This window comes from Embleya sp. NPDC020630 (assembly GCF_044334985.1).
Lineage (GTDB): Bacteria > Actinomycetota > Actinomycetes > Streptomycetales > Streptomycetaceae > Embleya.
Genome location: NZ_JBIRUB010000024.1, coordinates 41630 through 63935, shown reverse-complemented (window position 1 = coordinate 63935; position 22306 = coordinate 41630). Strand labels below are relative to the sequence as shown.

The following is a 22306-nucleotide window of genomic DNA, read 5'->3' as shown; positions in this document are numbered from 1 at the left end:
GAGTAGAGGCAACGTGGCTGAGTCGGAAGAGAAACTGCGCTCGTACCTGCGGAAGGCCATCACCGATGCGCGCGACGCGCACCGCCGGGTACGCGAGTTGGAGGACCGGCAGCGCGAGCCGATAGCGATCGTGGGCATGGCCTGCCGCTTCCCGGGTGGTCTGCGTACGCCGGAGGACCTGTGGCGGTTCGTCGCCGAGGGCGGCGACGCGATCGGCGAGTTCCCGACCGACCGGGGCTGGGACCTCGACGGCCTGTACGACCCGGATCCCGACCGGCCGGGCACGTCGTACGTCCGCGAGGGCGGATTCCTCTACGACGTGGCGGACTTCGACGCCGAGTTCTTCGGCATCTCGCCGCGCGAGGCGGCGGCGATGGACCCGCAGCAGCGGCTGCTCCTGGAGACCTCGTGGGAGGCGGTGGAGCGCGCGGGCATCGACCCGACGACGCTGCGACACAGCCGGACCGGTATCTACACCGGGATCAACGGCCTCGACTACACGACCGTGCTGGCCCGGACGGCCAAGGGCCGGGACGGCACGCTCGGCATGGCCAACGGGGCCAGCCTGCTGGCGGGTCGCGTGGCGTACATCCTCGGCCTGGAGGGGCCGGCGGTGACCGTGGACACGGCGTGCTCGTCGTCCCTGGTGGCGCTGCACCTGGCGAGCAACGCACTGCGGTCGGGGGAATGCGATCTGGCCCTGGCGGGCGGCGCGACGGTGATGTGCACGCCGGAGATCTTCGTCAACTTCAGCCGGCAGCGCGGACTGGCCCGCGACGGCCGGTGCAAGCCGTTCTCGGCGGCGGCCGACGGGTTCATCCTCTCCGACGGCGCGGGCCTGTTCCTGATCGAACGGCTCTCCGACGCGCGACGCAACGGGCATCCGGTACTGGCCGTGTTGCGCGGTTCGGCGATCAACCAGGACGGCGCGTCGAACGGGCTGACCGCGCCGAACGGGCCGGCCCAGGAGCGGGTGATCCGGCAGGCCCTGCAGAGCGCCGGGCTGGTGACCGGTGACGTGGACGCCGTGGAGGCGCACGGCACCGGGACCACGCTCGGCGACCCGATCGAGGCGCACGCGCTGTTGGCGACCTACGGTCAGGATCGGCCCGCGGATCGGCCGCTGAGGCTCGGGTCGATCAAGTCCAACATCGGACACACCCAGGCCGCCGCGGGGGTGGCCGGGATGATCAAGATGGTGTTGGCCCTGCGGCACGGTGTGCTGCCCAGGACGCTGCACGTCGACGCGCCCTCGCCGCACATCGACTGGTCGGCCGGACGGGTGGAACTGCTCACCGAGCCCGTGCCGTGGCCGAGGTCCGACCGGCCGCGCCGGGCCGGTGTCTCGTCGTTCGGGGCGAGCGGGACGAACGCGCACGTGGTGCTGGAGGAGGCGCCGGCGGACGGCGACGACGGTGTCGTGGAGGTGCCCTCGCCTACGGGCATCGGCGGTGTCGAGGAGGTCCCGCCGCCTACGGGCATCGGCGGTGTCCTGCCGTGGGTGTTGTCGGCTCGGTCCGAGGCGGCGTTGCGCGCGCAGGCGGGGCGGTTGCGGGACTGGCTGGCCGAGCGCCCCGAGGCGGATCCGGTCGATGTGGGCCGGTCGTTGGCGGCGGGGCGCGCGGTCCTGGAACGGCGCGCCGTGGTGCGCGGGCGGGATGTCGCCGAACTCGCCGGCGCGCTGGGCGAGGTGGCTGACGGCGGTGAACTCACCGGTGGGCGGCCGATGTTCGCGGGACCCGGTCCGGTGTTCGTGTTTCCGGGGCAGGGGTCGCAGTGGGTGGGGATGGCGGCCGGGTTGTTGGAGTGTTCGCCGGTATTCGCGGGTGCGGTGGCGGAGTGTGCGGCGGTGATGGATCCGTTGGTGGCGGATTGGTCGTTGCTGGATGTGTTGCGTGGTGCGGGTGGTGAGGCGTTGGCCGAGCGGGTTGATGTGGTTCAGCCGGCGTTGTTCGCGGTGATGGTGGGGCTTGCGCGGTGGTGGGAGTCGTGTGGGGTCAAGCCGGGTGCGGTGATCGGGCATTCGCAGGGGGAGATCGCTGCGGCGCATGTGGCGGGTTATCTGTCGCTGGCGGATGCGGTACGGATCGTGGTGTTCCGCAGTCGGGCGCTGCGCGGGATCACGGCGGCCGGCGGCGGCATGGTGTCCGTGGGGGTGCCCGTCGAGCGGGCCGAGGAACTGGTCGCCGGTACCCACGGATTGTCGCTCGCGGCGGTCAACGGGCCGCGCAGCGTGGTGCTTTCCGGAGACCGTGAGGCGCTGGCCGCAGTCGTCGATTCGTGTGAGCGCGAGGGCGTGCGGGCCCGGTGGATCCCGGTGGACTACGCGTCGCATTCCGCGCACATGGAGGCGGTCCGGGACGAGGTCGAGCGTTTGTCGGCCGAGGCGACGCCCCAGACGGGTCGGGTGCCGATGTACTCGACGCTGACCGGGGAAGCCGTCACGGACCCGGCCGAGTTGGGCGCCGGCTACTGGTTCGAGAACCTGCGCGGGACGGTACGGCTGACCACCGCCGTGGGGGCGGCCGTTGCCGACGGACACGTCGCCTTTGTCGAGTGCAGCCCGCATCCGGGCCTGGTCGTGCCGCTCGCGGACACCCTCGAGGAGTTGGGCGTCGAAGACGGCACCGTCCTGGAGACGTTGCGGCGGGACGACGGTGGCCCCGATCGGCTGGTCGCCGCGCTCTCGGCGGCGTTCGCCGCGGGTGTGCCGGTGGACTGGGCCGCACTGTTTCCGGGCGAGGGGCGGGCCGACCTGCCCACGTACGCCTTCCAGCATCGCCGCTATTGGGCCGAGGCCGAATCGCCCGCAGGCGGCGGCGCGGCCTGGGGGCAGCGGGCGGTGGCGCATCCGGTACTCGGCGCCGCCGTCGACCTGGCCGGCGACGCGGGCACCGTGTTCACAGGGCGGCTGTCGACGACCGCCCAACCGTGGCTGGCCGACCACGCCGTGCTCGACACGGTGATCGTGCCCGGGACGGCGTTCCTGGACGTGGTCCTGCGGGCCGGCGCCGAGGTCGGCTACCCGGCGATCGAGGAACTGACCCTGCACACGCCACTCGTGCTGCCGGATGCCTCGGGCGTCCTGGTACAGGTCGTGGTCGGTGCGGCGGACGGCGACGACGGAGGCGACGGGGCCCGGACGGTCGACGTGCACTCGCGCGCCGAGGACGCGCCGCCGGACCACCCGTGGACCCGGCATGCCTCGGGGGTGCTGGTCGCTGCGGGCGAGGAGCCGGCCGAGGACACGCAGGCCGGGCCGTGGCCGCCGACCGGTGCCGAGGTGGTCGGGGTCGACGACGCCTACGAGCGGCTGGCGGTGGCGGGCTTCGACTACGGCCCGGTGTTCCAGGGGCTGCGGTCGGTCCGGGTGCGAGGCGACGAGTTGTTCGCCGAGGTGGAGTTGCCGGAGGAGGGGCACGCGGATGCGGACCGGTTCGCGCTGCACCCGGCGCTGCTCGATGCCGCGTTGCATCCGCTGGTGGTTGCGGCCGGTGCCGATACGCCGATCGTGGCCGGGCTGCCGTTCGTATGGCGCGGCATTCGGGCGGGTGTTCCCGGGGCGCGACGGTTGCGGGTTCGGCTGGTGCGCTCGGGGTCGGGATCGGGGTCCGGGTCGCCCTCGGCTTCCGGTGAGGTGTCGGTCCGGGCGTGGGACGAGGACGGCCGGGAAGTGGTGGCGATCGAGTCGCTGACCATCCGCCCGGTCTCGGCAGACGGGTTGCGGACGCCGGATTCGTTGATTCGGGACTCCCTGTTCACGCTCGCGTGGAGCGCGTTGGAGCTACCGGACGCCGCCGACGACGCGCCGGCCGCGACCGTGCCGGGCGGCGACGGTGCGGCCGATCTCGCCGCGCTGACGGCGGCCATCGACACCGGAACGGACGTACCGGCTCAGGTGGTTCTGCCCGTGTCGGTCGACGACGCGGACCCCGTGGCGGCGGCGCACACGGCCGGTCGGCAGGTGTTGGCGGCGCTTCGGGACTGGCTTGCCGACGAGCGATTCGCCGACTCCCGACTGGTGTTCGTCACCTCCGGTGCCGTTGCGGTCGCGGACGAGCAGGTACGTCCCGCCTCGGCGGCCGTCTGGGGCCTGGTCCGCTCCGCCCAGTCCGAACACCCGGGGCGCTTCGTCCTGGTGGACGCGGACTCCGTCGCCGACCCCGGCCCGGACTTCGCCAGGGGCCTGCGGACCGGTGCGGATCAGCTGGTCCTGCGCGACGGAACGGCTCTGGTACCGAGTTTGGTTCGAGCCCCTTCGGACGGCGGATCGGCCGGCTTCGCGCCCGCTCCCGACGGTACGGTCCTGATCACCGGCGGCACCGGCACCCTGGGCACGCTGCTCGCCCGGCATCTGGTCACCCACCACGGCGTGCGTCACCTGCTGTTGCTCAGTCGACGCGGCGGTACGGCCGCCGGCGCGGCGGACCTGGTCGCGGAACTCGCCGCGCTCGGCGCCGAGGTGACCTGCGTAGCCGGGGACGCCGCCGACCGCGTCACGCTGGAGCGGGTGTTGGCGGGCATCCCCGCCGAACACCCGCTGACGGCCGTGATCCACGCGGCGGGTGTGGTGGACGACGGCGTTGTACAGTCCCTCAGCGCCGACCGGCTGGACGCGGTGTTGCGCCCGAAGGTGGACGCCGCATGGAACCTGCACGAGGCGACTCGACACCTGGACCTGACCGCGTTCGTGCTGTTCTCCTCTGCGGCGGGTGTGCTCGGCAACCCCGGCCAGGGCAACTACGCGGCGGCCAACGCCTTTCTCGACGCCCTCGCCCGCCGCCGGCGCCGTGAGGGCCTGCCGGGCAGCTCGTTGGCGTGGGGCTGGTGGGCGCCGACCAGCGAGATGACGGCCGGGCTCGGCGATGCCGACCGGCAGCGGATGGCGCGCCTGGGTGTACTGCCCCTGGCCCCGGAACAGGGGTTGGCCCTGTTCGACGCGGCGACGAACCATGCCGAACCGACGCCGACCGTGGTTCGGATGGACCTCGCGGTGCTGCGTACGGCCGGATCGGTGGTGCCCACGCTGCTGCGCGGTCTCGCCCGGGTACCCCACCGGCGGGCTGCGGCGACGGGTTCGGCGGCGGTGCTGCGCCGTCGTCCGGCCGGTGTCTCGGCGGCCGACTGGGAGCAGACGCTGATCCGGGCGGTGTGCGTGCACGCCGCCGCCGTCATCGGCCACGGCGATGCGACCGAGATCGACGAGACGCGGGCGTTCCGCGACCTGGGCTTCGATTCGCTCACCGGTCTGGAACTGCGCAATCGGCTGAACACGGCGACCGGCCTGCGGCTGCCCGCCACGTTGGTCTTCGACTACCCCAGCCCGGTGGTCCTGGGCCGGTGGCTGCGTGATCGGCTCGCCGAGGAGGACGCCGGCCCGGTGGGCTCGACCGCCGGAGCGCAGGTGGTGTCGTCGGTCGGCTCCGACGCCGGCGACGACCCGATCGTGATCGTCGGGATGGGCTGCCGGTTCCCCGGCGGAATCACCGCACCCGAACACCTGTGGGACGTGGTCGCCGGTGGGGTGGACACCCTCACCGACTTCCCCACCGATCGTGGCTGGGACATCGAGCGCATCTTCGACCCGGACCCGGACCGCCCCGGCAGCACCTATGTGCGCACCGGCGGATTCGTGGATACCGCGGCCGACTTCGACCCGGACCTCTTCGGGATCTCGCCGCGTGAGGCGTTGGCGATGGATCCGCAGCAGCGGTTGCTCCTGGAGACGGCGTGGGAGACGTTCGAGAGGGCGGGCATCGATCCGACCTCGCTGCGGGGCAGTCGGACCGGGGTCTTCGCCGGCGCCATCTACTACGACTACGCGGGCGGCCGGCTTCGGAAGGTGCCGGACGAGCTGGAGGGTTACATCGGCAACGGCAATGTGGGCAGCGTCGCCTCGGGCCGGGTGGCCTACACGTTCGGCCTGGAGGGGCCGGCGGTCACTGTGGACACCGCGTGCTCGTCGTCCCTGGTGGCGCTGCACCTGGCGGTGAACGCGGTGCGTTCGGGCGAGTGCGAACTGGCCCTGGCGGGTGGCGTCACCGTGATGTCGACGCCCAGCGTGTTCCTCGACTTCTCCCGGCAGCGCGGCCTGTCGTCCGACGGCCGGTGCCGGTCGTTCGCGGCGGCGGCGGACGGCACCGGGTGGGGTGAGGGTGTCGGGCTGGTGTTGGTGGAGCGGTTGTCGGACGCGCGGCGCAACGGGCATCCGGTTCTGGCGGTGGTGCGTGGCTCGGCGGTGAACCAGGACGGGGCCTCGAACGGCCTCACCGCGCCGAACGGTCCCTCCCAACAACGGGTGATTCGACAGGCGTTGGGCAGTGCCGGGCTGTCGCCCGCCGATGTGGACGCCGTGGAGGCGCACGGGACCGGGACGACGCTCGGCGATCCGATCGAGGCTCAGGCGTTGTTGGCCACCTATGGGCAGGGCCGATCGGCGGATCGGCCGCTGTGGCTGGGGTCGGTGAAGTCGAATATCGGGCACACCCAGGCGGCGGCGGGTGTGGCCGGGGTGATCAAGATGGTGTTGGCGCTGCGGCATGGGGTGTTGCCTCGGACGTTGCATGTGGACGAGCCGACGCCGCATGTGGATTGGTCGGCCGGTCGGGTCGAGGTGTTGGCGGGCGAGGTGGCGTGGCCGGCGGGCGAGCGGGTGCGCCGGGCGGGTGTGTCGTCCTTCGGGATCAGCGGGACGAACGCACACGTGGTGCTGGAAGAGCCGCCACCGGTGGCCGAAGTGCCCGATGTGGCGGTCGAGTCCGGGCTCGGTGGGCGGCACACCTGGGTGGTGTCGGCGCGGTCCGAGGCAGCGGTGCGGGAACAGGCGGCCCGACTTCGGGACTGGGTCCGGGACCGCCCGGATCTCGATCCGGCACACGTGGCCCGGTCGTTGGTGTGCGAACGGGCGCTGTTCGGCCATCGGGCGGTGGTCTCAGGCGCCGATCTCGCCGAGCTGGCCGAGGGATTGTCCGCCGTGGCGGCCGGCGCCGAGGGCGCGGTGGTCGGTGCGGTGGGTCGCGGGCCGGGGAAGACGGCCGTGCTGTGCACGGGCCAGGGGGTGCGGACACTCGGTATCGGCCGCGAACTCGACGCGGCTTTCCCGGTATTCGCGGCGGCGCTGGACGAGGTGTGCGCGGCCTTCGACGGTGTGGTGCCGTTCTCGGTGCGCGACGTCGTGCTCGGTGCCGAAGGGGTGTCGGAGGCCGACGCGCAGGACACCGGGGTGGCCCAGCCGGCGCTGTTCGCGTTCGAGGTGGCGCTGTACCGGCTGTGGGCCTCGTGGGGGCAGACGCCCGACTTCGTGGTGGGGCATTCGCTCGGCGAGATCGTCGCGGCGCACGTGGCGGGCGTGTTCTCGCTCGCGGACGCTGTGGTTCTCGTGGCGGCGCGGGCTCGGCTGATGAGTGCGCTGCCGAGCGGAGGGGCGATGCTCGCCGTCGGTGCGGGCGAGGCCGAGGTGGCGGCGTTGTGCCCGGCCGAGGTGACGATCGCGGCGGTGAACGGCCCGGCGAGTGTGGTGGTTTCCGGACCCGCCGAGGCGGTGGCCACGCTCGAACCGGACTGCGTGGTGCGCGGGTGGCGGATCTCGCGCCTGCCGGTGTCGCACGCCTTCCACTCGGCGCTGATGGAACCGATGTTGGCCGAACTCAGGCAGGCGCTGGGTGGGTTGACCTTTGGCACACCCGAGGTCGCGGTGGTGTCGGACACCACCGGGCGGATCGCGCGCGCCGAAGAGTTGGCTGATCCCGAGTATTGGGTGCGGCATGTGCGCCGCGCGGTGCGTTTCGGGGATGCGATCGCCACGCTGTGCGCCGAAGGGGTACGCACCTTCGTGGAGATCGGGCCGGAGGCGGCGCTGACCGCGATGGTGGTCGAGGGCACGGCCGGTGCGGAGGACGTGGCGGCCGTACCGGCCCGGCGCCGGGGTCGAGCGGCCGTGGCGAGCGTGGTCGAGGCGCTGGCCCGCGTGTTCGTGCACGGCGCGAACGTGGACTGGGCCGCGCTGTCGACCGGTTCCGGGCCCGGAGGACGGGCTGACCTGCCGACCTACGCCTTCGAGCGGCGGCGCTTCTGGTTGCACGCCGGTGTCGACGCGGGCGACGCGGTCGGGTTGGGGCAGGGCGTGGTGGACCATCCGCTGCTCGGTGCGGTCGTGGGCCTGGCGGACGACCAGGGCGTCCTGTTCACCGGCCGGTTGGCTCTGGACACCCATCCGTGGTTGGCCGAACACGCCGTCTTGGGCTCGGTATTGCTGCCGGGCACGGCATTCCTGGAACTGGCCCTTCACGTCGGCCGTCTCGTGGACTGCGCTCGGGTCGACGAGCTGATTCTGTCGGCGCCGCTGGCGCTGCCGTCGACGGGCGGTGTGCAAGTCCAGGTCCGGGTCGGTGTACCGGAGGAGAGCGGAACGCGCACGATTACGGTGCATGCCCGCCCGGACGCGGCGGAGGAGGCGCCTTGGACGCTGCATGCCGCCGGGACGCTGGCTCCATCGGGTGAGGTGGAGACTTCCTCGGATGCGGCGAGTTGGCCGCCCGCCGACGCGACCGCGATGGACACGGCGGAGCTGTATCCCTGGTTCGCCGAGACCGGCGTCGACTACGGACCCTCGTTCCAGGGCGTACAGGCGGCCTGGCGCCATGGTGACGAGGTGTTCGCGGAGATCGTGCTCGCGGCCGACGACCCGGCCGCCGACGGCCGGTTCGAGCTGCACCCCGCGCTGTTCGACGCCGCGTTGCACCCGCTGGGCCTGAGCCTGCTCGACGCGGAGGCGCCGCGCCTGCGGCTGCCGTTCTCCTGGCGCGGGGTGGCGCTGCACACATCCGGGGCGCGCACCTTGCGGGTTCGGCTGCGTCCCACCGGGTCCGACACCATCGCGGTGACGGCCACGGACGAGACGGGCCGACCGGTGGTCTCGGTCGAGGCCCTGGCGGTGCGCGAACCCTCGCGGGACCGACTGTCGCAACCCGACCCGAACGCGGGCGAGTTGTTCGAGCCGGAGTGGACGCCGGCGTCGGTGGAGGACACGGGGGTAACGCTCGATGCCGTGGTGGGTGGTCCCGAACTCGCTTCGACAGCCGTCCGATTCGGCGCCGCGCACCACTTTGACCTGGTCGCCCTGGCCGAGTCGGCGCTCCCCGAGACGGTCCTGTACGACCTGGCCACCCCAGCCGACTCCGTAGAAGCCGTACACCAGGCCGCCGCCCGAGCGCTCGACCTGGCCCGATCCTGGCTCGCCGACGAGCGCTTCGAGTCGGCCCGTCTGATCGTGCGCACTCGCCGGGCGGTCGCCGCCTTGCAAGGCGACGCGCCGGACCCGGCCGCCGCCGCGGCCCATGGCCTGCTTCGTAGCGCCTGCTCCGAACACTCCGAGCGGTTCGCGCTCGTCGACGCCGACGACCTCGACGAGCTCTCGCCCGAGGCCATCGCCGCCGTGGCGGTCGAGCCCGAGGTGGCCGTGCGGGCCGGGCGGATCCTGGTCCCGCGCCTGCGCCGAGCGGCCGTGGCGCCGAAGGCCGACTTCGGCTTCGCCGCCGACGGCACCGTCCTGATCACCGGCGGCACCGGAGCCCTGGGCCGGCAGGTGGCCCGGCACCTGGTGCGCGTACACGGGGTGCGCCGCCTCCTCCTGCTCTCCCGTCGCGGCGACGAAGCCCCCGAGGCTGCCGAGCTGTGGGCCGAACTGATCGAGGCAGGCGCGCACGTCATCTTCGCGGCCGGTGACGCGGCCGAACGGGACGTACTGGCCGACGTGTTGGCCGCCATCCCGGCCGCCCACCCGCTGACCGGCGTGGTGCACCTGGCCGGGGTGACCGACGACGGGCTGGTCGGGGCGTTGACCCCCGAGCGGCTGGCGGCGGTGTTGCGCCCCAAGGTCGACGCGGCGCTGCACCTGGACGAACTCACCGCCGACGCCGACCTGTCGGCGTTCGTCCTGTTCTCCTCGGCCGCCGGTCTGGTCGGCAACCCCGGACAGGCCAACTACGCGGCGGCCAATGTCGCCCTCGACGCGCTGGCCCGCCGGCGCCGGGCGCTCGGCCGACCCGCCGTGTCGTTGCAGTGGGGGTTGTGGGCCGAACGCAGCGCGCTGACCGAGACGATGAGCGCGACGGACCGGCGCCGGGCGGCCGGTGCGGGTGTACGGGCATTGTCCGTCGAGCAGGGCCTCGCGCTGCTGGACGCGGCGGCGGGGCGGCCCGAGGCGGTGCTGACGCCGCTGCGCCTCGACCCGGCGATCCTGCGCGGTCCGCAGGAGCGGGTGGCGCCCGTGTTGCGCGGGCTGGTGCCGACCCGGGCCCGGCGCGCGCCGGCCCGCACCTCGGACACCGCCCGCTCGCTGGTGCGCCGATTGGCCGCGCTGCCCGAGGCCGAGCAGGACCGGCTGTTGGTCGACCTGGTCCGCACCCACGCGGCCGGTGTGCTCGGCCACGCCGACGCGCGCACGATCGACCCGGACCGCGCGTTCGGCGAACTGGGCCTGGACTCGCTGGCGGCGTTGGAACTGCGCACCCGGCTGAGCACGGCGGTCGGACTGCGCCTGCCCGCCACGATGTTGTTCGACCATCCCTGCGCGCGTGCCGTGGGCGTACACCTGCGTGCGCGACTGCTCGACGCGCCGACACCCGGGCGGGCGGCGGGTGTGGCCCGGTCGGTGTCCGACGAGCCGGTCGCGGTGGTGGCGATCAGCTGCCGCTTCCCCGGCGGCGTCGCGAGCCCCGAGGACCTGTGGCGGCTGGTGTCGGAACACACCGACGCCATTTCGGAGTTCCCGCAGAACCGGGGCTGGGACCTGGCCGAGCTGTTCCATCCCGACCCCGAACACCCCGGAACCTCGTATGTCCGCGAGGGCGGGTTCCTCTACGACGCACCCGAGTTCGACCCGGAGTTCTTCGGCATCTCGCCGCGCGAGGCGCTGGCCATGGACCCGCAGCAGCGGCTGCTCCTGGAGGCGTCCTGGGAGGCGATCGAGCGGGCCGGCCTGGATCCCCGCTCGCTGCGCGGCAGTCGTACCGGGGTGTACGCGGGCCTGATGTACGCGGACTACGCGTCGCGGCTGAGCAGCGCCCCGGAGGGCGTGGACGGCTATCTCGGCAACGGTAGCGCGGGCAGCATCGCGTCCGGGCGGGTGGCCTACACACTGGGCCTGGAGGGACCCGCGGTGACCGTGGACACCGCGTGCTCGTCGTCCCTGGTCGCACTGCACCTGGCGGCCAACGCACTGCGGCAGGGTGAGTGTGATCTGGCGCTGGCGGGCGGGGTGACGGTGATGTCCAGCCCGGCCACCTTCGTCGAGTTCTCCCGGCAGCGCGGCCTGGCCCCGGACGCGCGATGCAAGTCGTTCGCGGCCGGCGCCGACGGTACTTCGTGGTCCGAGGGCATCGGACTGCTCCTGGTGGAACGCCTGTCGGACGCGCGCCGGCTGGGCCATCCGGTGCTGGCCGTGGTTCGCGGCAGTGCGATCAACCAGGACGGAGCCAGCAACGGCCTGGCCGCGCCCAACGGTCTCGCCCAGGAGCGGGTGATCCGCGACGCGCTCGCGCACGCCGAGTTGCGTCCGTCCGACGTGGACGCGGTGGAGGCGCACGGCACCGGCACGCCCCTGGGCGACCCGATCGAGGCCCGCGCCCTGCTGGCTACCTACGGGCAGGACCGGGCGGCGGATCGGCCGCTGTGGCTGGGGTCGGTCAAGTCCAACCTCGGGCACACCCAGGCGGCGGCGGGCGTGGCCGGCGTGATCAAGATGATCATGGCGATGCGGCATGCCGAACTGCCCGGGACACTGCACGTGGACGCCCCCTCGCCGCACGTGGACTGGTCGGCGGGGGCAGTCTCGCTGCTCACCGCCACGACCCCGTGGCCGGAGACCGGGCGTCCGCGCCGTGCGGGGGTGTCGTCGTTCGGGATCAGCGGGACCAACGCGCACGTGATCCTGGAACAGGGCGATCCCGCTCCGACCGCGTCCGTCGAACCGGCCCCCGCGTCGGCGCCTCCGGCCGCGCTGGCCTGGCCGCTGTCCGGGGCGAGCGCGGCGGCCTTGCGCGGGCAGGCCGAGCGGCTGCGCGCACACCTGGACGCGCACCCCGAGTACGGACCGGTCGATATCGCGCACGCGCTCGTCGGCGGCCGATCCCGGTTCGAACACCGCGCCGTGGTGGTCGCCGAGGACGCGGCGGGCCTGCGGGCCGGGCTGGACGCGCTGATCGCCGACCGGCCCGACGCCGCTGTACCGGTGGGCGTGGCCGGCGAACCCGGCCGGATCGCCCTCGTGTTCGGCGGCCAGGGCTCGCAGTGGCCCGGCATGGGCGCCCGACTGCTCACCGAGTCGCCGGTCTTCGCCGCCCGGATCCGCGACTGCGACGCGGCGCTCGCGCCGCACACCGACTGGTCGTTGCTCGCCGTGCTGCGCGGCGAGTCCGACGCGCCGCCGCTCGACCGGGTCGACGTGGTGCAACCGGTGTTGTTCGCGGTGATGGTCGCGCTCGCCGAACTGTGGCGCTCGCTGGGCGTACGGCCGGCCTCGGTGGTCGGCCACTCGCAGGGCGAGATCGCCGCCGCCCACATCGCGGGCGCGCTCACCCTCGACGACGCGGCCCGGATCGTCGCACTGCGCAGCCGCGCCCTGCGCGGGTTGTCCGGCGGCGGCGGGATGATGTCCGTCGCGGCCGGCCCGGAGCAGATCGCCCGATTGCTCGACGGATTCGCGGACCGGCTCGGCATCGCCGCCGTCAACGGCCCCGCCGCCGTGGTGATATCCGGCACGGCCGACGCGCTCGCCGAACTGCGCGCCCGCTGCGAGGCGGACGGGATCCGCGCCCGGGTGCTCCCGGTCGACTACGCCTCGCACTCCGCCCAGGTCGAGCAGGTCCGCGAGGAACTGCTCGCCGCCCTCGTCGAGATCGTGCCCACGCCGACCACCGACGCGGTCTTCTACTCCTCGGTCACCGGCGAACCCGTCGAGGGCACCGCGCTCGACGCCGAGTACTGGTACCGGAACCTACGCGCCACCGTCGCCTTCGACCGGGCCACCGATGCGCTCCTGCGGGACGGTCACACGGTGTTCGTCGAGACAAGCCCGCATCCGGTGCTGGCGCCCGCCGTCGAGGACAGTGCCCAGCGTGCCGGTACGGACGTGACAGTCGTGGGCAGCCTTCAGCGCGACACCGACACCCTCGCCCGTTTCCTCACCGCCGCGGCCGGCCTGCACGTGCGCGGCGTCCCGGTGGACTGGTCCGCGACCCACGCCGGACACCGACCCCGGCCGGTCGAGCTGCCCACCTACGCGTTCCAACGCGAGCGCTACTGGCTGGAGGCGGGCAACACGCCCACCGACGCGGCCGGCCTCGGCCTGCACCCGGCGGCACATCCCCTGTTGGGCGCGGCCGTGGCACCCGCCGAGGGCGACCGGCACATCCTCACCGGCCGCATCTCGCTGCGCACCCACCCCTGGCTCGCCGACCACACGATCCTGGACACGGTGCTGCTCCCGGGCACCGCGTTCGTCGAACTCGCCCTCCAGGCGGGCGATCGGGCCGACTGCGACCTGATCGAGGAACTGACCGTCGAGGCCCCACTGCGGCTGACCGACACCGGCGCCGTACACCTGCAAGTCTTGCTGGACGAGCCGGACGAGCAGGGCCGGCGGGCGCTGACCATCCACTCCCGTCCCGACGACGCGCCCGCCGGGCAGGCGTGGACGCGGCACGCGAGCGGGGTACTGGCACCGGTGGCGGACGGGCCCGGAGTCGTGGTGGTGACCGATGACGCGTGGCCGCCCGCCGGGGCCGTCGCGCTGGACGTGGACGGGCTGTACGAGCGGCTGGCCGGGCAGGGCTACCGGTACGGACCGGCCTTCCGCGCGGTGCGGGCCGCGTGGCGCCTGGGCGATACGGTCCTGGCCGAGGTCGCGCCGGGCGACGAGGCGCACGGCGCACGGGACTTCGCGCTCCACCCGGCCCTGCTGGACGCCGCACTGCACGCGGCGGGCGGTACAGCCGGCCGCGACGGCGGCGACGGCGCCATCGGCCTACCCTTCGCCTGGACCGATGTACGCCTGCACGCGGTCGGCGCCGCCGCCCTCCGAGTCCGCCTGGAACGCCTCGGCCCGGACACCGTCGGCCTCGAACTCACCGACCACACCGGCGCCTTGGTCGCCACCGTCGGCGCCCTGGTCGGCCGCCCCGCGACCGCCGACCGACTCGCGCCCGCCGCCGACCCGGCCCACCGCGACCTCCACCACGTGCACTGGACCCCGCTGCCCACTCCCACCGAACCCACCACCGCCCGCTGGTCGCTGCTCGGCCCGGACGACCTGGCGGCGGTGGCCGGGCTGCGCGCCGCCGGCGCCGAGGTGCACGCGGACGGCGAGCCCGACCCCGCCGACGTACTGCTGATCACCTGCGCCGGCCGGGCCGGGGACGACGTCCCCGAAGCCGCCCGGGCCGCCGCCCACCGCGTACTCGACCTGCTCCGGCGTGCGCTGACCGACCCACGCCTCACCGCATGCACCCTGGTCGTGCTGACCCGGGGCGCGGTACCCGGGCACCACGGCGAGGACGTGTCCGATCTGGTCGCCGCGCCGATCGTGGGCCTGGTCCGCTCCGCGCAGACCGAACACCCGGGCCGGATCGTGCTGGTCGACCTGGACGACCACGCCGACTCCTTCGCCGCGCTGCGCGCCGCCGTCGCCGACGTCGGCGAACCGCACCTGGCCATCCGAACGGGCACCGTGTCCGTGCCCCGACTGATCCGCACCGGGACCGAACCGCGCCTGAGCCCGCCCCCCGGCACCCCGGCCTGGCGGCTGGACCTGCTCGGCGGCGGCACCCTGGACCGGCTCGCGCTGCTCCCGAACGCCGACGCGGCGGCCCCGCTCGCGCCCGGACAGGTCCGGATCGCCGTCCGCGCCGCCGGGCTGAACTTCCGCGACGTCGTGGTCGCCCTCGGCATGGTCGCCGACACCCGCCCGCCCGGCGGCGAGGGCGCCGGGATCGTCGTGGAAGTCGGCCCGGACGTAGCCGAACTCGCGCCGGGCGACCGGGTGATGGGCCTGTTCGGCGGCGGCACCGGACCGATCACCGTCGCCGATCACCGGCTGCTCGCGCCGATCCCCACCGGCTGGACCTACGCCCAGGCCGCGGCCGTCCCGGTGGTGTTCCTGACCGCCTACTACGGCTTGGCCGATCTCGGCGGGCTGCGCGCCGGCGAATCGCTGCTCGTCCACGCCGCCACCGGCGGAGTGGGCATGGCGGCCGTGCAACTGGCCCGGCACTGGGACGTGGAGGTGTTCGGCACCGCCTCGCCCGGCAAGTGGGCCACCCTGCGCGGCCAGGGCGTGGACGACGCGCATCTGGCGTCCTCGCGCGATCTCGACTTCGTACACCGGTTCGGCGAGGTCGACGTGGTGCTCAACTCGCTCGCGCACGAATTCGTGGACGCCTCACTGCGGTTGCTCGCGCCCGGCGGACGATTCCTGGAGATGGGCAAGACCGACATCCGGGACCGGGACGAGGTGCTCGCCGCCCATCCGGGCCGCGACTACCGGGCGTTCGACCTGATGGACGCGGGGGCCGAGCGCATCCGGGAGATGCTGGCCGACCTGTACCGGCTCTTCGAGACCGGCGTGCTGCACCCGCTGCCCGTGACCACGTGGGACGTGCGCGGCGCGGTCGGCGCCTTCCGGCACCTGAGCCAGGCCCGGCACACCGGCAAGATCGTGCTGACCCTGCCGCCCACCCTCGGCGCCGCCCCCGACCCGGAGGGCACGGTCCTGATCACCGGCGGCACCGGTACCCTCGGCGGCCTGCTCGCCCGCCACCTCGTCCGCACCGCCGGGGTGCGACACCTGCTCCTGATCGGCCGGCGCGGCCCGGCCGCCGACGGCGCGGCCGAGTTGTCCGCCGAACTGACCGCGCTCGGCGCCCGGGTGACCATCGCGGCCTGCGACGCCGCCGACCGTGCGGCGCTCGCCGCGCTGCTCGCCGACATCCCGGCCGAACATCCGCTCACCTCGGTGATCCACGCCGCCGGCGTGATCGACGACGCGGCGCTGACCGCGCTCACCCCCGAGCGGCTGGACCGGGTGCTGCGTCCGAAACTGCACGCCGCCTGGAACCTGCACGAGTTGACCCGCGACCTCGACCTGACCGAGTTCGTGCTGTTCTCCTCGATGGCCGGCACCTTCGGCGGCGCCGGACAGGCCAACTACGCCGCCGCGAACGCCTTCCTGGACGCACTCGCCCAGCACCGCCGGGCCCGCGGCCTGGCCGCGACCTCGGCCGCCTGGGGCCTGTGGGCGCAGGCCAGCGGGATGACCGGACACCTGGGCGTCGAAGACCTGGAGCGCATCGCCCGCACCGGCGTCGCCGCGCTGGAGACCGCCCACGCACTCACCCTGTACGACGCGCTCCGCGCGGCCGACCGACCCACGATCGTGCCCGCCCGCCTGGACCCGGACACGCTGCGCACCGCCGCCCCGACCGTACCCGCGCTGCTGCGCGACCTGGTCCGCCCGCGCGGACGCCGCGCCGCCGCCGACACCGCGCCCGACGCCGCGTCCCTGGCCGAGCGGCTGGCCCGGCTGCCCGAGGAACGGCGCCGGCAGACGCTGCTGACCCTGGTCCGCACCGAGACCGCCGCCGTCCTGGGCCACGCCACCCCGGACGCGGTCGCCCCGCTGCGCCCGTTCAAGGCACTCGGCTTCGACTCGCTCACCTCGGTCGAACTGCGCAACCGCATCGGCGCGGCGACCGGCCTGCGGCTGCCCGTCACCCTGGTCTTCGACCACCCGACCCCGCAGGCCCTCGCCGACCACGTCGGCGCCGAACTCCTGGGCGTCGCACCGGTGGTCGCCGAGCCCGAGCGACCCGCCGCACACACCGACGACGACCCGATCGTGATCGTGAGCGTCGGCTGCCGCTACCCGGGCGGGGTGGCCGGACAGGACGAGATGTGGCGGATGCTCGCCGAGGGCACCGACACCATCGGGCCCTTCCCCCGAGACCGGGGTTGGGAGTTGGACACACTCTTCGACCCGGACCCCGACCGGGCGGGCAAGTCGTATGTGCGCGAGGGCGGATTCGTCGCCGACGCGGTGCACTTCGACGCCGAGTTCTTCGGGATCTCGCCCCGCGAGGCGACCTCGATGGACCCGCAGCAGCGGCTGCTGTTGGAGACCGCGTGGGAAACGTTCGAGCAGGCCGGCATCGACCCCACCACGCTGCGCGGCAGCAGTACCGGGGTGTTCGTCGGGGCCATGGCGCAGGACTACCACGGCACTTCGCAGGCGATGGCCGAGGGCCAGGAGGGCTACCTGCTGACGGGGACCGCAACCAGCGTGATCTCCGGCCGGGTCTCCTACGTCCTGGGCCTGGAGGGGCCGGCGGTGACCGTGGACACCGCGTGCTCGTCGTCCCTGGTCGCACTGCACCTGGCGGCGAACGCGCTCCGTGCGGGCGAGTGCGATCTCGCGCTTGCGGGCGGGGTGGCGGTGTTGACGTCGCCGCAGGCGTTCATCGAGTTCAGCCGGCAGCGCGGACTGGCCGCGGACGGGCGCTGCAAGCCGTTCGCGGCGGCGGCCAACGGCACCGGTTGGGGCGAGGGCGTCGGCCTGGTGCTGGTCGAGCGCTTGTCCGACGCGCGCCGGCGCGGGCATCCGGTACTGGCCGTGGTGCGCGGCTCGGCGGTCAACCAGGACGGCGCCTCGAACGGGCTGACCGCGCCCAACGGCCCCTCGCAACAGCGGGTGATCCGGCAGGCGTTGCGCAACGCGGGCCTGGCCGCGACGGACGTCGACGCGGTCGAGGCACACGGCACCGGGACCACGCTCGGCGACCCGATCGAGGCGCAGGCGCTGCTGGCGACCTACGGTCAGGACCGGCCGGCGGAACGGCCGCTGTGGCTGGGGTCGGTCAAGTCCAACATCGGGCACACCCAGTCCGCGGCGGGGGTCGCCGGGGTGATCAAGATGGTGCTCGCGCTGCGGCACGGGACGTTGCCGCCGACGTTGCACGTGGACGCGCCCACGCCGCATGTCGACTGGGCGTCGGGACAGGTGCGGCTGCTCACCGAGCCGGTGGCGTGGCCGGCGGGGGAGCGGGTGCGCCGGGCCGGGATCTCCTCGTTCGGGGTGAGCGGGACCAACGCGCACGTGATCATCGAGCAGGCGCCGACGGAGGTCGCGGTCGAGGCCGCGCCGGCCGATGCCGCGCCGGTCGCCGCGCCCGGGGGGATCGTGCCGTGGGTGGTGTCCGCGCGATCCGAGGCCGGGTTGCGGGCGCAGGCGGCGCGGCTGCGGGACTGGGCCGCCGCGCACCCGGAGTTCGCCCCGGCCGACGTGGCCGCCTCGCTGGTGCGCGGGCGGGCGGTGTTCGAGCGGCGGGCGGTGGTCCGGGGTCGGGACACCGCTGAACTAAGCGCGGCGCTGGGCGAGTTGGCTGATTCGCCGGCAACGGGCGAGACGCCGACGGCGATCGGCCCCGGACCGGTGTTCGTCTTCCCCGGCCAGGGATCGCAATGGGTGGGCATGGCGGCGGAGTTGCTGACGTGCTGCCCGGTCTTCGCGGAGACCGTCACGCGGTGCGCCGAGGTGATGGACCCGCTGCTGCCGGGCTGGGCGCTGCTCGACGTGCTGCGCGGCACCGACGAGGAGACGGCCGAACTGCTGCGCCGGGTCGAGGTGGTGCAACCCGTGCTGTTCGCGGTGATGGTGGGCCTGGCCCGCTGGTGGGAGTCGTGCGGGGTGCGACCGGCCGCGGTGATCGGGCACTCGCAGGGCGAGATCGCCGCCGCCTATATCGCCGGCCACCTGACCCTGCCGGACGCCGCCCGGATCGCCGCGCTGCGGATCCGCGCGGTGCAGGCCGCCGACATGATCCGCGGCGCGATGGTGGCGGTCGCGGTATCCGCCGTGCGGGCCGAGGACTTGATCACCCGTACCGGCACCGGCGACCTGGTCAACGTGGGCGGGATCAACAGCCCGACCAACACCGTGCTGTCCGGCGACACCGACGCCTTGGCCCTGATCGTGGCGGACTGCGAGCGCGAGGGTGTACGGGCGCGCTGGATCCCGGCGGCGTACTCCTCGCACTCGCCGCAGATGGACGCCGTACGCGGCGACCTGGAACGCCTGCTCGCGGGCATCGAACCCACCCCCGGGCGGGTGCCGATGTACTCCACGGTCACCGGCGGCCGACTCGCCGACGACGCGCTGCTCGACATCGACTACTGGTTCGAGAACATGCGGCGCACGGTGCGGTTCGAGGAGGCGATCGGCGCGGCGGCGGCCGACGGACACACCGTGTTCGTCGAATGCAGCTCGCACCCCGGCCTGGTGGTGCCGCTCGGCGACACCCTGGACTCGCTCGGCGTGCACGGCGCCACCCTGGAGACGCTGCGCCGCGCGGACGGCGGCGCCGATCGGCTGCTCGCCGCGCTCTCCGCGATGTTCGTGCACGGCGGCGCGGTGGACTGGGCCGGGATGCTGCCGGGGCGGCGCGTCGCTCTGCCCACGTACGCCTTCCAGCGTCGGCGGCACTGGGTGGAGCCCGTCGGCCCGGCCCGAGGGGGTGTCGGCTGGGGGCAGTTCGCGGTGGAGCACCCGATCCTGGGCGCCGGGGTAGACCTGGCCGACGGCTCGGCGACCGTGTTCACCGGGCGCCTGGACACCACCACACACGGTTGGCTCGCCGACCACCTCGTGCTCGGCGAAGTCCTGGTCCCGGGTACGGTGTTCGTGGACCTGGCGCTGCGCGCGGGCGGCGCCCTCGGCTGTGCGGTGGTCGAGGAGTTGGCCCTGCACGAGCCGCTGGTGTTGCCGGACGCGGACGGGGTGCGAATCCAGGTCACCGTCGAGGCACCGGACGACGCGGGCACGCGGGCGCTGACCATACACTCCCGGCCCGAGGACGCGCCCGCCGCCGAGCCGTGGACCCGACACGCCTCGGGCACGGTGGCCCCCGGTGCCCACCGGCCGCGGCAGGAGTCCGGGCCGTGGCCGCCGATCGGGGCGACGCCGCTGGACGTGGCGGACGTATATCGCCGATTGGCCGAACTGGGCCTGGGCTACGGCCCCACGCTCGCCGGACTGCGGGCCGCGTGGCGGCGCGGCGACGACCTGTTCGCCGAGGTCGCGCGCACCGCCGACGCCGAACGCGGCACCGCCCGCTTCGGCCTGCACCCGGCCCTGCTCGACGCGGCCCTGCACGGGCTTGCCCCCGGCGCGGAACCCGGCGGCGCACCGACCGAGGTGCGGCTGGCCGGCGCCTGGCGCGGGGTGACGCTGGACGGCGATACCGGTACCGCCGGCCGGATTCGGCTGCGGGCCGTCGACGGGGACGGCGTCGAGGTCGAACTGGCCGACGAGACGGGCCGATCCCTGGCCCGGATCGAGTCGGTGACGCTGCGACCCTGGACCGCCGGGCAGGTTCGGGCGGCCGGGCGGGCCCGACCGTGGTTGACCCGCTGGGAGTGGGCCCGGGTCGAGCCGACCGACACGGCGGCGGCAGGAGGTCGCTGGGCCGTGCTCGGCGCGCGGGCCTGGGACGGGGTGCCGGCCTATGCGACCGCCGCCGAACTGATCGCGGCCGTCGAGGTCGGCGTCCCGGTTCCGGATCTGGTCGCGCTGCCCGTGCGGATCGACCCGGCCGGCGGCCTCGATCCGGAGGCGATCCGGGCCACGATCCGGGCGGTGCGCGAGACCGTGCGGCAGTGGCGGGCCGAACCACGTCTGGCGGCCTCGCGCCTGGTCGTGGTGACCCACGACGCGGTGTCGGCGCGGCCCGAGGGCCGGGTCGCCGATCCGGGCGCGGCCGCGGTGTGGGGCGTGGTCCGGGCGGCCCGGGCGGTGGACCCCGAGCGGTTCGTGCTCGCCGATGTGGACGGGGAGGACGGGTCCTGGCCGGTGCTGCTGGCCGAAGCATCCGCCGGTCGCGCCGAGTTCGTGATCCGCGCGGGCACGGTACTGCTGCCGCGGCTGGCCCGGGTACCGGCGGGCGAGACCGGCACGGCGGGCTTCCCGACCGAGGGCACGGTATTGGTCACTGACGCGACCGACACGACCGACGGCACCGACACGGTCGGCACGCTGCTGGCCCGGCACCTGGTGACCGCCCACGGAGTGCGCCGGCTGATCCTGGCCGGCGGCCCCGCCGCCGGAACGCCGCTTGCCCGGGAACTGGCCGCGCAGGGAGCGGAGATCGACGTGGTCGCCTGCGATGTGACAGACCGCGCCGAACTGGCGAAGCTGCTGGCCACGATCCCCGAGCACAGCCCGCTGACCGCCGTGGTGCACGCCGCCGGACTCGGCGGGTCGGACCCCGACGACGTGCTGCGGGCCCGGGTGGACGCGGCCGTACACCTGCACGAACTCACCCGCGACGCAGACCTGTCCGCCTTCGTGCTCTGCACCGCCCTGGACGGCGTACTCGCCGACCCCGGGCGCGGCGAACACGCGGCCGGCGACGCCTTCCTGGACGCCCTGGCCCGGCACCGGCACGCCGCCGGGCTGCCCGCGCTCGCGCTGGCCTGGGCACCGGGGGACGAACCGGCCGCCGGGTTGCTGCCGCTGCCCACCGAGCAGGCCACGGCCCTGTTCGACCGGGCCCTCGGCCTGCCCGAACCGGCCCTGATCCCGCTCGCGCCGGACATCTCGGCGCTGCGCCGGGCCGAACCGGGCGCGCTACCGGCGCTGTTGACCACGCTGGTGGTCGACCCGAACCACCGCGTCGGCGCCGCCGTCGAGACGGCATCCGCGCTGATCGGGCGACTGCTCGACCTGCCGGACGACGAGCGGGAAAGCGCCCTGGTCGACCTGGTCCGCGGTTGCGCCGCCGCGATCCTCGGCCATGCCGATCCGACCGCGATCGAGACTGGAGCGGCGTTCAAGGATCTCGGCTTCGACTCGCTGACCGCCCTGGAGATGCGCAACCGACTGCGCGCCGCGCTGGGTCTGACGCTGCCGGCCACGCTGATCTTCAGCCACCCCAACGCGGCGGCCCTGGGCCGGCACCTGCACGGCCTGCTGCGGCGCGAGCACGGGGTCTCGTGGGACTCGGTGCTCGGCGAGATCGACCGGGTCGAGGCGATGCTCGCGCAACTCGACGACGCGGACCGGGCCCGGGCGGCAGAGCGGTTGCGGGATTTGATCGGCGGCCCGGAAGGCCCGCTCGCCGGCCGCGAGTTCGGCGCGAATGGCGACGCGGCCGGCGGCCATGGGTTCGACGCGGCCACGGACGAGGAGTTGTTCGACTTCATCGACGGCGGGATCGAGCACTGATTCGACGACGGCGGGATCGAGGACCGACGACCGATC

Annotated in this window: 1 protein-coding gene; it reads left to right on the top strand. The window is 74.2% G+C overall.

What is annotated here, in order from left to right:
- Window positions 1-13: 13 nt before the first annotated feature.
- A complete protein-coding gene (locus ACH4XV_RS41715; protein ID WP_395798705.1) occupies window positions 14-22270 on the top strand; it encodes an SDR family NAD(P)-dependent oxidoreductase in 22257 nt (7418 codons plus the stop codon).
- Window positions 22271-22306 lie beyond the last annotated feature (36 nt).